This window comes from Tabrizicola sp. (genome assembly GCF_041913445.1).
In the GTDB taxonomy this organism is placed as follows: Bacteria; Pseudomonadota; Alphaproteobacteria; order Rhodobacterales; family Rhodobacteraceae; genus Tabrizicola.
Map to the genome: position 1 here is coordinate 50,982 of NZ_JAYSFG010000011.1, position 13,500 is coordinate 64,481.

A 13,500-nucleotide genomic window follows, 5' to 3' on the forward strand; every position below is an offset into this window, starting at 1 on the left:
CTGCATCAAGCGCCGGGGGCCAGCCCCCGGACCCCCGGGATATTTGGGGACGAAGAATGAGAACACCCCGCCCCGGAGCCCGAAGCGAGGTGCCATTCCACGTCACGGTCATCGGCGTCCCCGCCTGTACCGTGTGCACAGAATCGCGCATTAACGTTAACGCGCGGTTACCGAAAACTGGAAAAGCCTGCATTCTTCGTCCTCAAATATCCCGGGGGTCCGGGGGCTGGCCCCCGGTCCGACGGTTCATCCCCCGACCGCCCTCAGCAATTCCCGGCTGATGATGTGCCGCTGGATCTCGGACGTGCCCTCCCAGATCCGCTCCACCCGGCTGTCCCGCCAGATCCGCTCCAAGGGCAGCTCGTCCATCAACCCCATGCCGCCGTGGATCTGGATCGCCTCGTCCGCCACCATCGCCAGGACCTCGGTCGCCTTGAGCTTCGCCATCGACATGTCGGCCTCGGTGACCGTGCCCTGATCGTATTTCCAGGCCGCTTCCCGCGTCAGCAACTCCGCCGCCTTCAGCTCCATCGCCATGTCGGCCAGCTTGAACGACACCCCCTGGAACTTGCCGATCTGCTGGCCGAACTGCTTCCGCTCGGCCGCATAGGCCACCGCATGCCCCAGCGCCCGCTCCGCCCGCCCCAGGCAGGTCGAAGCCACCTGCAACCGCGTCGCGCCCAGCCAGGAGTTCGCGACCTCGAACCCCTTGTGCACCTCGCCCAGCACGTTCGCCGCCGGAACGCGGCAGTCGTCGAACTCCAGCACCGCGTTCGTGTAGCCGCGGTGCGAGACGTTGCGATACCCCTCGCGCACCGTGAAGCCCGGGGTCCCCTTGTCCACGAAGAACGCCGTGATCAGCTTCTTCGCACCCTTCGGGGTCTGTTCCTCGCCACTTGCCATGAAGACGATCGCAAACCCCGCGAGGTCCGCGTGCGAAATGAAATGCTTCGTCCCGTTCAGCACCCAGTCCCCGCCATCCAGGCGCGCCGAAGCCTTCATGCCCCGCAAATCCGACCCCGCGCCGGGTTCGGTCATGGCGAGGCAATCCCAGGTCTCGCCCCGGATGCAGGGCATCAGATACCGCTCGCGCTGCTCGGCATTCCCCGCCAGCAGGATGTTCGACGGCCGCGCCACGCAGGTCCAGTGGAGCGCGTAGTTCGCCCGGCCCAGTTCCTTTTCGTAGAGCAGCCAGGACAGCGTATCGAGCCCCGCCCCCCCGACCTCGACCGGCATGTTCGCGGCATAAAGCCCCGCCGCCATCGCCTTCTGCTGGATCTCTTTGATCAGCTCCAGCGGCAGCACCCCGGTCCGCTCGACCCTTTGTTCATGCGGATAAAGCTCGGTCTCCACGAAGGCCCGCGTCGTGTCGACGATCATCCGCTGTTCTTCGGTCAGTCCGAAATCCATCACGCCCTCGCTTGTCCGACAGCCCGCCCCGCGCCCTCGGGTAGCGGCAACCCGGCATGGGCCTGCGCGACCGCCTGCAACCGTCCCCAGACCTCCGCCGAGGCCGGAACCGTCTTGCCCGCCCTCATGTCGACGTGCAGGCACAGCTGCTCCACCGTCGCCACGCAGGTTTCACCCTTCATGATCCGCACGAAGGACCGGAACCGCTTCTCGTCCGCCGAAATGATCTGCAGCTCCCCGCGCAGCTGATCCCCCAGCTTCGCCTCGCCCAGATGGCGGATATGCGTCTCTGCCGAGTAATAGGAGTGCCCCGCCGCCACGTAATCCATCCCCGCGCCGATCATGCGCAGGAAGTTGTCGACCGTCTCGGAGTTCGCAAAATAATAGCGGCTTTCCGTCATGTGGCCGTTGTAGTCGATCCAGCCCGGCAGGACCTGCCCCTGCCACATGACCAGCGGAGCTGCCTTTGCCCCCGTATCGAGGCCTTTCTGCATCTCGGCATGGAAGGCGGCCGCACGGCGCTCATCGTGCTCCTTCAGGACCTTCCCAGCCCCCCAGTTCCGTTCCTTCAAGGCGCGCAGGAAGCCCACCAGGTTCCGGTCGCGGATGCGCTCCAGCTCGCGGATGCCATACATCCCGGACTGCGCGTCGGACTGGTTCGCCACCAGGTCCACCAGCTCGTCGTTGAACTCCGGCACGTCCATCAGCTTCGTCCAGGGCCATTTCAGCGCCGGGCCGAACTGGGCCATGAAGTGCCGCATCCCGGCCTCGCCGCCGGCAATGCGGTAGGTCTCGAACAGGCCCATCTGCCCCCAGCGCAGGCCAAAGCCCATGCGGATCGCCTCGTCGATCTCTTCGGTGGTGGCGATCCCGTCCTTCAGCATCCACAGCGCCTCGCGCCAGACGGCTTCCAGGAAGCGGTTGCCGATGAAGGCGTCGATCTCGTGGCGGATCACCAGGGGGAACATCCCGATGTCCTTCATGATCTGCACGGTCTTTTCCACGACCGCCGGAGGGTTCTTCTCCGACCCCGAAACCTCCGACAACGGCAGCAGGTAAACCGGGTTGAACGGATGCGCGACGATGATGTTCTCCGGCGCGGGGCTTCCCTTCTGCAGGTCGGACGCCTTGAAGCCCGAGGTCGAAGAGCCGATCAGCACCCCCGGATTGGCCTGCTGCAGCTGGGCATAGACCTTGTGCTTCAGCTCGATCCGTTCCGAGACAGACTCCTGCACGTATTCCGCACCCTCCACCGCCTCACCGATGGTGCCGTGGAACGTCAGCTTCCCCTCGGGCGGCATCGGCACGTCGGACAGCGCAGGCAAAGCCGCCCGGGCGTTGGCCATGACCGCCGCGATCTTCCGCTCCGCCTCGGGATCGGGGTCGAACACCCCCACGTCCCACCCGTTCAGCAGGAACCGGGCAGCCCAGCCGCCGCCGATAACCCCGCCCCCGATGATTGCCGCCTTGCGTGCCATGTCAGTCCTCTTTCTTTTCGCAGCCGTCAGCTTCGGGACGAAGCTTTTCCAGAATCGGCAGACACCATTCCGGGTTCGGAGTTTCCTCTTGCGACATGCAGCTGACGCCCAATCGGATGTCGCCCTCCAACCAGCCGGCCAGTGTAGCAAGCGAGCCAGCATTCCCCCCTAACGGGGCGACGACTGTGGAATAATGCAGCTTGAGGCCATTCGGCAGCGCTTTGGTCTTGAGGCCATTCGGCAGCGCTTTGGTGTCGAGCGTCGAGGGCTCCAACGAGTCCAACGCGGAAAATGTAAAGAAGCTGACTTCTGTAAACGCAAGACCTGTTGCGGTAAGATCCAGCGTCACCTCCTGCTCGCCAACAACCTTGTCATAGGGAAGGTCAAGCGGGACGACATAACCCAGATCGCCCAAGACAACGCACTCGGCCGCTGCCGCCTGGCCGACCAGACAGAATGCCGCAAGAAGCGCCTTCATTTCCCTACCGGAGCCCGCTTCTCCAGCTTCAGCTTCGCCCGCACTTCGGCCGGAGTAATCACCCGCGCACCCAGGTTCTCGATGATCGTCGCCGCGCGCTCGACCAGCTGGGCATTGGTCGCCAGGACCCCCTTCTCGAGCCAGAGGTTGTCCTCCAGACCCACCCGTACGTTCCCGCCCGCAATGGTCGCCGCCGCGACATAGGCCATCTCGTTCCGCCCCAGCCCAAAGGCGCTGAAGTGCCAGCCCTGAGGCACGTTGTTCACCATCGCCATGAAGGTGTTCAGGTCATCCGGAGCCCCCCACGGAACGCCCATGCAGAGCTGCACCAGCACGGGGTCGGGGATCACGCCCTCGGAGTGCAGCTGTTTTGCCAGCCACAGATGCCCCGTGTCGAAGGCCTCGATCTCGATCCGCACCCCCGCCGCCGTCATCCGCTTCGCCATGTCGCGCAGCATGCCGGGGGTGTTGACCATCACGTAGTCCGCCTCGGCAAAGTTCATCGTGCCGCAGTCGAGCGTACAAATCTCCGGCCGGCATTCGACGATATGCGCCACCCGCTCCTCGGCCCCGCACATGTCCGAGATCGCGGCCATCTCGGTCATCTTCTCGGTGCCGTCGAAATACATGTCGCCGCCCATCCCGGCGGTCAGGTTCAGCACCACGTCGGTATCCGAGTCGCGAATGCGCTCCGTCACCTCGCGGTAGTATTCCAGCTTGCGGCTGGGCTTCCCCGTCTCCGGGTCCCGCACGTGGCAATGCACCACCGCCGCCCCCGCCTTGGCCGCGGCAATCGCACTCTCGGCAATCTGCTTCGGGCTGCGCGGCACGTGGGGCGAGCGGTCCTGCGTCCCCCCCGACCCCGTCACGGCGCAGGTGATGAAGACTTCCTTGTTCATGTTCAGCGGCATCGCGGACCTCCCCTAGGGCTTTCCCCCACCATAGCCGCCTTGCGCGCCGCCGCTTTGCACTTTACGAAATCTGCATGACGGAAAACGCGATCTTCCAGCCTGCCCGCGATCCCCTGACCATCGCGCTTCTCGTGCTTCCCCAGGCCTCCATCCTGGAAGTGGCAAGCGCCCTCGACCCCCTGAGGAACGCCAACCGCCACCTGGGTCACGAGGCCTACCGCTGGCGCGTCGTCTCCCCCGACGGAGCCCCCGTCCCCCTGACCTGCGGCATCTCACTCCCCTCCTCCGGCCCCCTCTCCCACGCGGTCGGAGCCGACGCGCTTATCGTCATCGCCGGCTACCGCCTGGCCGAAGTCGCCACCCGCCCCCTGATCCGCGACCTCCGCCGCATCGCTCCCCGCTTCCAGCTTGTGGGAGGCATCGACGCCGCCCCTTGGGTCCTGGCCCGCGCCGGCCTCCTCGACGGCCACCGCGCCACCGTGCACTGGGAGGACCTCGAGGACCTCGCCGCCGCCCACCCGCATATCGACGTCGTCTCCGACCGCTTCGTGATCGACCGCAACCGCGTGACCATCAGCGGGGCCGCCCCCGCGCAGGACTTCATGCTTCACCTGATCCGTTCCCGCCACGGAGCCGCCCTCGCCCGTCAGGTCGCCGCCAGCTTCCTTGCGACCCACCGCCCGGGGCATGAGCCGCAAGTCACCCCCCAGGACCCCGCGCTCGACCCGCGCGTCGCCGCCGCGCTGGCTCGGATGGAGGCCCGCATCGATACCCCTGAACCCGCAGCAGACACCGCAAAGGCCGTCGGCCTATCATCAAGACGCCTGGAGTCGCTCTTCAAGACGGCCCTCGGCACCACCCCCGCGGCCCACGCGCTGGACCTGCGCCTCCAGGCCGCCCGGCGGATGCTGACCGACACCAGACACCCCATCGCCGAAGTGGCCCTCAGGACCGGCTTCTCCAGCCCCTCGACCCTCTCCCGCGCCTTCCGCGCCCGGTTCGGCCAGCCGCCCAGTGCCTTGCGCTAAGAGGCGTCGTCCTCCTCCACCCGCTCCTGCACCACGCGCCGCAAGGGCGTCATCAGCACCAGCGTCAGGACCGTCACCAGGCTCAGGATCACCGCGATATCCAGCTGGCCATAACCCACCGCCGCCCCGATCGCCCCCGTGGCCCAGAGGCTGGCCGCCGTCGCCGTCCCCTTCGCCCGGTCGCCCTGCTTCAGGATCGCACCCCCGCCGACGAAGCCGATCCCGGTCATCAGCCCCTCGAGGATGCGCGAATGCTGCTGGCTGTCCGGCCCCAGCACCTCGTTCGCGATCATCACGAAGCCGCAGGCGGCCATCGCCACCAGCGGAAAGGTCCGCAGCCCCGCGCTCCGCTCCTCGCGCTCGCGGTTCCAGCCGATTGGCAAGGCCAGGACATAGGCGACCGCCAGCGCGATCAGATGCGCCAGCGCCTGCTCCGAGTCCCAGGTCCGCAACAGGTCCATTCCACCCCCTCAGGCCGCGTCCAGAAGCCCCCGGCCCTTGAGCAGCGCCTCGACCCCCGGCATCTTGCCGCGGAACTTCAGATACAGCGCCTCGGCTTCTTCCGAACCCCCCGCGCTCAGGATGTAACGCTCCAGCTTCCGGGCGGTTTCCGGGTCGAAGGCATCCCCCGTCTCCTCGAAGGCCGCGAAGGCATCGGCGTCCATCACCTCGGACCACATGTAGCTGTAGTAGCCCGCCGAATAGCCGTCGCCGCTGAACACATGCGCAAAATGCGGCGTCGCATGGCGCATCCGGATCGCGCGCGGCATCCCCAGGCCTTCCAGCACCTCCGCCTGTTTCTGCATCGGGTCCGCCGGAGGCGCCCCGGTATGGAACTCCAGGTCCACCAGCGCCGAGGAGACGAACTCCACCGTCGCAAAGCCCTGGTCATAGGTCCCCGCATCCAGAAGCCGCTTCAGCATGTCGGCGGGCATCGGCTCCCCCGTCTCATGGTGCCGCGCATGGGCTTCCAGAACCGAGGGCACCTCCAGCCAGTGCTCATAAAGCTGGCTCGGCAGCTCCACGAAGTCCCGCGCCACGGAGGTCCCGCTGATGAACCCATAGGTCACGTCCGACAGCATCTGGTGCAGGGCATGGCCGAATTCGTGGAAGAGCGTGCGCGCGTCGTCATAGGACAGAAGGCAGGGGTCACCCTTGGCGAAGTTGCAGACGTTCACCACGATGGGCCGCTGGTCTCCGCCCAGCTTCCGCTGCGAGCGCATGGCGGAACACCAGGCCCCCGACCGCTTGGACCCCCGCGCGAAGTAGTCGCCCAGGAACACCGCCACGTGGTTACCGCCACGGGTAACTTCCCAGCCACGCACGTCCGGATGGTAGAACGGACCCTCGATCTCGCGGAATTCCAGCCCAAAGAGGCGCGCGGAGCAATCAAACATCGCCCCCAGCATCGCCTCCAGCGAGAGGTAGGGCTTCAGCGCCGCCTCATCCAGGTCATGCTCGGCCTTGCGCCGCTTTTCCGAATAATAGCGCCAGTCCCAGGGCTCCAGCGGCCCCACGAACCCGTCCGCTTTCAGCATCGCCTCCAGGACGCCTGCATCCGCCAGCGCCTTCCCTCGCGCAGGAGACCAGACCCGCATCAAGAGGTCCCGCACCGCCTCCGGCGTCTTCGCCATCTCCGGCTCCAGCTTGAAGGCCGCAAAGTCCGGGTAACCCAACAGCTGCGCCCGCTCATGCCGCAGCGCCAGGATCTCGGCCGCGATGGCCCGGTTGTCCGTCTCGCCGCCGTTCGCACCCCGAGCAACCCAGGCCTCATAGGCCTTCTCCCGCAGCGCACGGTTCGGCGAAAACTGCAGGAAAGGCACGATCAGCGACCGGCTCAGCGTGACGACCGGCCCCGTGCCCTTCTCCACCCCCGCCGCCCGCGCGGCATCTTGGACAAAGCCGGGCAGCGCCGCCAGGTCAGCCTCGGACAATTCCATCGACCACGACCGCTCATCCGCCAGCAGGTTCTGCCCGAACTGCGTCCCCAGAACCGCCAGCCGCGCCTTGACCGCCGTCAACCGCTCGGCCGCCTCCCCCTCCAGCGCCGCGCCCGACCGGACGAACATCCGCCGGTAAAGGTCCAGCACGCGCAACTGCTCGGGAGAAAGCCCCAAGCCTTCGCGCCCCTGCCAGAGCGCCTCGATCTTGGCGAAGAGGGTCTTGTTGTTCGTCACTTCCGACGAAAACGCCGACATCTTCGGCGCCAGCTCCCGCATCAGCGCCTCGCGGGCCTCGGTGCTGTCGGCCCCGGCCAGGTTGTAGAAAACCCCCGCCACCCGGTCGAGGTCCCCTTCCGCCAGCTCCAGCGCCTCGATCACCTCGGCAAAGCTGGTCCCCGGCCCGTCCGCGATCGCGCCAATCGCCGCCCGGGCGCGGCCCAGAGCCTCGTCGAAAGCCGGCCCGAAATCCTCATCCTTGATCCGGGCAAAGGGCGGCAGCCCGAACGGAGTATCCCAGTTTTCCAGAAGAACGTTCATCGCAAATCTCCTTTGCCGGCGAAGCTAGGCCCGCGCTGAACCAAGGTCCACCCATGCCCTTTCATGCTGGCGGAAATATCCTGGGGGTTTGGGGTGAAACCCCCATCAACCGAGGAGGAGGCGCAGCCCGACGACGAGACAAAAGACTTGCGCGCCAGCGCTCCGATCAATTGCCGTCCCGCCCGCGCGACCGCATCCGCGCCTCGAACCGGCGAAGCAGCAAGGACAGCCCGATGGTCATCACCAGATACAGGAAGGCCGCCACGTTGTAGGTCTCGAAATACCGGAAGTTCCCCGCCGCCGTGACCTTCGCCAGCTGCGCGACGTCCGAGATCCCCAGCACCGCGACCAGGCTCGAGTCTTTCACCATTGCCACAAAATCATTGCCCAACGGCGGCAAAATCAGCCGGAAAGCTTGAGGAAATCGAACATGACGGAAGCGCTGCCAGCCGTTCAGTCCCAAGGCCATCGCCGCCTCGATCTGACCCTTGTCCACCGCCTGCAGACCGGCCCGGAAGATCTCGGCCAGGAAGGCGGAGTATGCCAGCATCAGCGCCAGGACCGCCCGCCAAAGAAGCGGCACGTCGCGGGTCCGCATCACCTCGTCGCCCGCCAGCGCATTCACCCCGGCCACCACCCCCGGCACCAGCACGAAGGCGACGTAGAGGAGCAACACGATGATCGGCACGCCCCGCATCACCTCGATGTAAAGCCGCGCCGCCTGGCGAAGCACCAGGTGGCGAGACATCCCCATCACCGCCAGCCCCAGCCCGATGCAGCACGCCCCGAGATAGGCCACCACCGCCACCGCCAGCGTCACCACCAGCCCCTTGGACAGGACCGCCAGCGCCCCCGCATAGAAGGGGTCGGCCAGCATCTTGTACAAAAGCCAAAGGCCGGTGACCGCAAGGATCACCAGCCACCAGGGAAAGTCCTTCTCGGGTTCGGCGTTTGGGGTCATGCGGATGCCCCCGGGATTCCCCGGGGGCCGGCCTTCATTCGCCCATCTTGTATTCGACGAACCACTTCTGGTTCAGCGCATCCAGGGTCCCGTCAGCCTTCATCGAAGCAATCGCCGCGTTGATCGGCGCGACCAATTCGGACCCCTTGGGGAAGATGAAGCCGAAGTCTTCCGACGCCAGCGGCTCGCCGATGATCTTCAGCCCGCCGTTCGACGCCGCGACATAGCCGTTGGCCGCCGTCGAATCCGACAGCGTCAGGTCCACGTCGCCCGCCTTCAACGCCTCAAGCCCCGCCCCGAAGGTCTCGAACTTGATGATCCGCGGGTTTTCCTCGTTCCCGTCCAGGATGTTGTAGACCGCCGCATAGAAGGGCGAAGTCCCCGGCTGGGCCGAAACCAGCAGCTCCGGATCGGCCGCGAAGGACGCCGCATCGGTGAACCGCTCCTCGTCCCCCCGCACGATCATCAGCATCTCCGACCGCATGTAGGGCTCCGAGAAGTCGACCTTCTCCTTCCGCTCGTCCTTGATGGTGATGCCGGTCATGCCGATGTCGTACTGGCCTTCGCTCACCGCCGGGATCATCGCGTCCCACGAGGTGTTCTCGTACTTGACCGTGATGTTCAGCCGCTTGGCGATCTCGGCCATCGCGTCATATTCCCAGCCCACGGCCGCCCCGTCCTTGTCCAGGAACTGCAGCGGCGGATAGGCGTTCTCGGTCACCACGACGACCTCCTTCCCGCCAAGGTCCGGCAGGTCCTGCGCCACGGCAGGCAGGGTCAGCGCGGCAAGTGCGGCAAGGGCAGCAGCGGTCAGTTTCATCGGTCAGTCTCCGGGGCTGATTGATCAAATCCCGACTATGCCATGCCACCACGGCGATGCAAGCCGGTCGGCCACTGTGCATTCATGCACTCGATCACGCCCCGCGCGCAGAATTGCACCGCGCGCCCCAATCGCCCATTTTCCCCGCAAAGATGGAGACGCAGATGACCCGTATGCCCACCTATTTCATCAGCCACGGCGGCGGCCCCTGGCCCTGGATGCCCGACTGGCGCGCCATGTTCACCAACCTCGAGGCGTCCTTCGTCCAGATGGTCAAGGACCTGCCCGAACGGCCCAAGGCGATCCTGATGATCTCCGGCCATTGGGAGGACGACGCCTTCGCCGTCATGTCCAGCGCGAACCCGCCGATGGTCTACGACTACCACGGCTTTCCCCCGCACACCTTCCAGATCCAGTACAAGGCCCCCGGCGCGCCAGCCCTGGCGCAGCGCGCGCACGACCTGATCAAGGCCGCGGGCCTGCCCGTCCGGCTTGACCCCAAGCAGGGCTACGACCACGGCACCTTCGTGCCCGCCTTCGTCATGTACCCCGACGCCGACATGCCGCTCTTCCAGGTCTCGCTCCGCAAGGGCTACTCGCCCGAGGAGCACTTCGCCCTCGGCCGCGCCCTCGCGCCGCTGCGTGACGAAGGTGTGCTGATCGTGGGCTCGGGCCTGTCCTACCACAACCTTCGGCTCTTCGGGCCCGGCGCCAAGGTCCCGTCCGAGGCCTTCGACGCCTGGCTCGCCGAAACGATGGCGGCCGCGCCCGCAGACCGCACCAACCGCCTGATCCACTGGGAGGACGCCCCCTACGCCCGCACCTGCCACAAGGAGGAAGACCACTTCGTCCCCCTCTTCGCCGCCCTCGGCGCGGCCGAAGGGGAAAAGGCAACGATGGTCTATCACGACACCGGCCTCTTCGGCGGCGTCACGGCGTCGAGCTACCGGATCGGCTGACCCCAAACCCCTTCCCGCTCCGGGCGCCCGCCGTCCGGGGCGCAGCCCACCCTGCGGCTCCCGGCTTGCTTCCGCCCGCCCCGCTGCGCGACTGGGGCTGCACCACGCTGCGGGACCGCGTGAAGGCAGCGCGCGGCGGCCGGAACACCCTGCCACCCTACAGCTGCCAGCCTCTTCGGCGAGATGGCCGACAGCTCGATCTACGACCGTATCGTCACCGCCAGCCTCGGCCAGGTCACCGCTGGACTGGACGGCGCACAGGCCACCGCGCTCCGCGCCTGCTTCGACAGCCGCATGGCCAGCGCCGTGACCCCCGAAGAGATTGCCGCCGCCAACGCTGACGCGGCCCGTCCCGAGATGCAGAAGGTCGTCCTTGCCATCAGCGAGGCCACCCGCACCTGCGCGGCCCAGCCCTGATCCGGGCCGGGGTCGGCTCCCCCCTTCCCTCGCCCGGCGATCCGGTCCACCCTGACGCCAGAAGGAGGACCACATGGACCCCGCCACCCTGACCGCGTCCGCGCTCGCCGCCCTGATCCGATCCCGCCAGCTCTCCGCCGAAGAGGCAGCCAAGGCCACCCTCGCCCGCATCGACCGGCTGAACCCCGCCCTCAACGCCATCGTCCAGCGCCGCGACGACGACGCGCTGGCCGAGGCCCGTGCCCTCGACACCCGGCTGGCGAATGGCGAAGACCCCGGCCCCCTCGCCGGCGTCCCGGTCACCGTCAAGGTCAACATCGACCAGGCCGGCTTTGCGACCACCAACGGCCTGCGCATCCAGGCGAACCTCATCGCCACCGAAGACAGCCCGCCCGTCGCCAACCTCCGCCGTGCAGGCGCCGTGATCGTCGGGCGCACCAACACCCCCGCCTTCTCCTTGCGCTGGTTCACCCGCAACGCGCTCCACGGCGCCACAAGGAACCCCGCCTTCCCCGCCCTGACCCCGGGCGGCTCCTCCGGCGGCGCCGCCTCTGCCGTCGCCGCAGGCATGGGCCCCCTCGCCCACGGCACCGACATCGCCGGATCGATCCGCTACCCCGCCTACGCCTGCGGCATCCACGGGTTGCGCCCCGGCCTGGGCCGCGTTCCGGCCTTCAACGCCACCGCAGGCGACCGGCTGATCGGCGGGCAACTCATGGCCGTCTCCGGCCCGCTGGCCCGCTCCGCCGCCGACCTCCGCCTCGGCCTCCAGGCCCTCTCCCAGCCCGACCCGCGCGACCCCTGGCACACCCCGGCTGCGCCCGCCCCCTACCGCAAGCGCGCTGCCCTCGCCCTCACCCCCGACGGGCTGCAAACCGACCCCGCGATCCAGCAGGCCCTCACCGAGGCGGCCAAGACCCTGGAAGCCCAGGGCTGGGAAATCGGCACCCCCCAGATCCCCCCCTTCCGCGAAGCGATGGAGCTGCAACTCACCCTCTGGCTCTCCGAATTCGGCCTGGGCGGGGCCGAGGCCATCGCCCGCGAAGCCGACCCCGACGCCACTTTCGTCCACCGGGAACTCACCAAACTCGCCCCGCCCCCCACCCTCGAATCCTTCATGCGCGCGCTCCAGTCCCGCGCCCGCCTCGCCCGCCTCTGGCGCGGCTTCTTCGCCGACTGGCCGATCCTCCTGACCCCCGTCTCAGGCCAACTCCCCTTCCCCGACCACTACGACACCTCCAGCGCGCAGGCCTTCGCCAAGGTGATCGAAGCCCAGATGCCCCAGATCGCCCCACCCTTCATGGGCCTCCCAGGCCTCGCCCTCACCACGGGCCGCACCCCAACCCACCCCATCGCCATCCAGGCCCTCGCCGACCGGGGCAACGAGCACATCCTCCTCGACCTCGCCGACCTCCTCGCCCCCGAGATCCCTGCCGTAACCCCATAGGGTCCGCTACAGCGCACCATTCCGCCGGAAAAACTCACGGTCGCCGGATCAAGTCACCAAAACCCATACCTTTCACCTGGCGCCAAATATCCCCGCCGGAGGCACCCGAGCCGGTTGGCCGCAGGCCAGAGGCGAGACAAAAGGCTCGCGCGTCAGCGCTCAATTCAACATCCGACCAGACCCGCGAACCGCCCGGTCACAAGGCACGTACCCTCCCCCTCTGTGGGGAGGGGATGGGGGTGGGGGGGGCGTCCTTTACAATTCTTAAGACCAGGTAAACAAAAAATCCTAACCCACTGATTGCAAAACACTTCCGGACTTTGTCCACCGTGGACACCCTTCAGTGCCGCCCCCCGCAGACCTCGCAATCGGCCCGCTTCTTCACCCCGATCACCCGCGTCTCCATATAGAGCGCATCGTGGATCATCAGCCGCCCCGCCAGTGTCTCCCCCGCCCCGGTGACCCACTTCACCGCCTCCATCGCCATCATGGACCCGATCACCCCCGGCAGCGGAGCCGCCACCCCCGCCTCGGCACAGGTCGGCACCAACCCCGGCGCGGGCTTCACCGGGAAGACGCAGGCATAGCACGGCCCGCCCTTGGCCGGGTCGAACAGCGAGACCTGCCCCTCCCACTGCGTGATCGCGCCGGAAATCAGCGGCACCCCCGCCGCCACGCAGGCCCGGTTCACCAGATACCGGGTATCGAAATCATCCGTCCCGTCCAACACCAGGTCGTACTCCCGGACAAGGTCCACCGCGATCTCCTCGGTGAGCCGCCGATGATAGGGCCGCACCTCTATGAACGGGTTCAGCGCCCGCATCGCGGCTTCGGCCGAGAAGACCTTCGGCACCCCGATCCGCCCGTCAGTGTGGATCACCTGACGCTGCAGGTTCGAGCCCTCGACCACGTCATGATCGATCACCCCGATCCTCCCCCCCCCCGCCGCCGCCCGCGACAGCCGGGCCGGGGGGGGGGGGGGCGCCCCCCCCGCGCCCCGGGCCGCGCGTGGCGGCCCCCCACCGCACCCCGCCCCAAAACGGGGGTGCGGCCCCCCCCCAAGGCGCGAACACGGCGCTTCAGCCGCGCAGCGCGGCGGCGTGGTGGCGCA

The 13,500-nt window shown here is 67.5% G+C and carries 12 protein-coding genes and 1 pseudogene; 4 read left to right on the forward strand and 9 right to left on the reverse strand.

The genetic code is table 11. The annotated features are described in order from the left end of the window. Window positions 1-246: 246 nt before the first annotated feature. Genes ACE3Q6_RS13550 through ACE3Q6_RS13565 form a run of 4 tightly spaced genes read right to left on the reverse strand, consistent with a single transcriptional unit; the run spans window position 247 to window position 4,277 of the window. Window positions 247-1,410 (reverse strand): acyl-CoA dehydrogenase family protein, encoded by a 1,164-nt coding sequence (locus ACE3Q6_RS13550; protein ID WP_374433214.1) that lies wholly within the window; start codon window positions 1,408-1,410, stop codon window positions 247-249. Beyond that, entirely contained in the window at window positions 1,410-2,888 is a 1,479-nt protein-coding gene (locus ACE3Q6_RS13555) for a carnitine 3-dehydrogenase (protein ID WP_374433216.1), read from the reverse strand. The genes ACE3Q6_RS13550 and ACE3Q6_RS13555 overlap by 1 nt, the downstream gene beginning before the upstream one ends. 1 nt (window position 2,889) lies before the next feature. Continuing rightward, a complete protein-coding gene (locus ACE3Q6_RS13560) occupies window positions 2,890-3,366 on the reverse strand; it encodes a hypothetical protein (protein ID WP_374433218.1) in 477 nt (158 codons plus the stop codon). Further along, window positions 3,363-4,277 (reverse strand): 3-keto-5-aminohexanoate cleavage protein, encoded by a 915-nt coding sequence (locus ACE3Q6_RS13565; protein ID WP_374433219.1) that lies wholly within the window; start codon window positions 4,275-4,277, stop codon window positions 3,363-3,365. Before ACE3Q6_RS13565 ends, ACE3Q6_RS13560 begins: the two co-directional genes overlap by 4 nt. 74 nt (window positions 4,278-4,351) lie before the next feature. On the opposite strand from ACE3Q6_RS13565, the gene ACE3Q6_RS13570 reads away from it, so the two are divergent. Further along, the gene (locus ACE3Q6_RS13570) at window positions 4,352-5,305 is read left to right on the forward strand and encodes a GlxA family transcriptional regulator (protein WP_374433223.1); all 954 of its coding nucleotides are present in this window, start codon (window positions 4,352-4,354) and stop codon (window positions 5,303-5,305) included. Here the strand turns inward: ACE3Q6_RS13570 and ACE3Q6_RS13575 are convergent. The 4 genes from ACE3Q6_RS13575 to ACE3Q6_RS13590 form a co-directional block, all read right to left on the reverse strand. Continuing rightward, entirely contained in the window at window positions 5,302-5,766 is a 465-nt protein-coding gene (locus tag ACE3Q6_RS13575; RefSeq protein WP_374433225.1) for an MgtC/SapB family protein, read from the reverse strand. The genes ACE3Q6_RS13570 and ACE3Q6_RS13575 overlap by 4 nt on opposite strands. Window positions 5,767-5,775: 9 nt before the next feature. Next, complete coding sequence (locus ACE3Q6_RS13580; RefSeq protein ID WP_374433227.1) at window positions 5,776-7,785, reverse strand: M3 family metallopeptidase; 2,010 nt, start codon at window positions 7,783-7,785, stop codon at window positions 5,776-5,778. A gap of 166 nt (window positions 7,786-7,951) precedes the next feature. Further along, window positions 7,952-8,746, reverse strand: coding sequence for an amino acid ABC transporter permease (locus ACE3Q6_RS13585; RefSeq protein ID WP_374433230.1), 795 nt, complete (start codon window positions 8,744-8,746; stop codon window positions 7,952-7,954). 34 nt (window positions 8,747-8,780) lie between these two features. After that, on the reverse strand, window positions 8,781-9,566 hold the full coding sequence (locus ACE3Q6_RS13590; RefSeq protein WP_374433232.1) for a transporter substrate-binding domain-containing protein: 786 nt from the start codon (window positions 9,564-9,566) through the stop codon (window positions 8,781-8,783). Between the two features lie 164 nt (window positions 9,567-9,730). Here ACE3Q6_RS13590 and ACE3Q6_RS13595 point away from each other — a divergent pair, with 164 nt between their 5' ends. From ACE3Q6_RS13595 to ACE3Q6_RS13605, 3 genes are all read left to right on the forward strand, one after another. Continuing rightward, window positions 9,731-10,525: a class III extradiol ring-cleavage dioxygenase gene (locus tag ACE3Q6_RS13595; RefSeq protein ID WP_374433235.1), complete on the forward strand. Its 795-nt coding sequence runs from the start codon at window positions 9,731-9,733 to the stop codon at window positions 10,523-10,525. A 183-nt stretch (window positions 10,526-10,708) separates the two neighbouring features. Then, entirely contained in the window at window positions 10,709-10,942 is a 234-nt protein-coding gene (locus tag ACE3Q6_RS13600; RefSeq protein ID WP_374433237.1) for a hypothetical protein, read from the forward strand. A gap of 73 nt (window positions 10,943-11,015) precedes the next feature. Beyond that, the gene (locus tag ACE3Q6_RS13605; RefSeq protein ID WP_374433239.1) at window positions 11,016-12,389 is read left to right on the forward strand and encodes an amidase; all 1,374 of its coding nucleotides are present in this window, start codon (window positions 11,016-11,018) and stop codon (window positions 12,387-12,389) included. A 340-nt stretch (window positions 12,390-12,729) separates the two neighbouring features. Here the strand turns inward: ACE3Q6_RS13605 and ACE3Q6_RS13610 are convergent. Next, window positions 12,730-13,341 (reverse strand): annotated as a pseudogene (locus tag ACE3Q6_RS13610) (ThiF family adenylyltransferase); the annotation flags it as partial. Window positions 13,342-13,500: the final 159 nt, after the last annotated feature.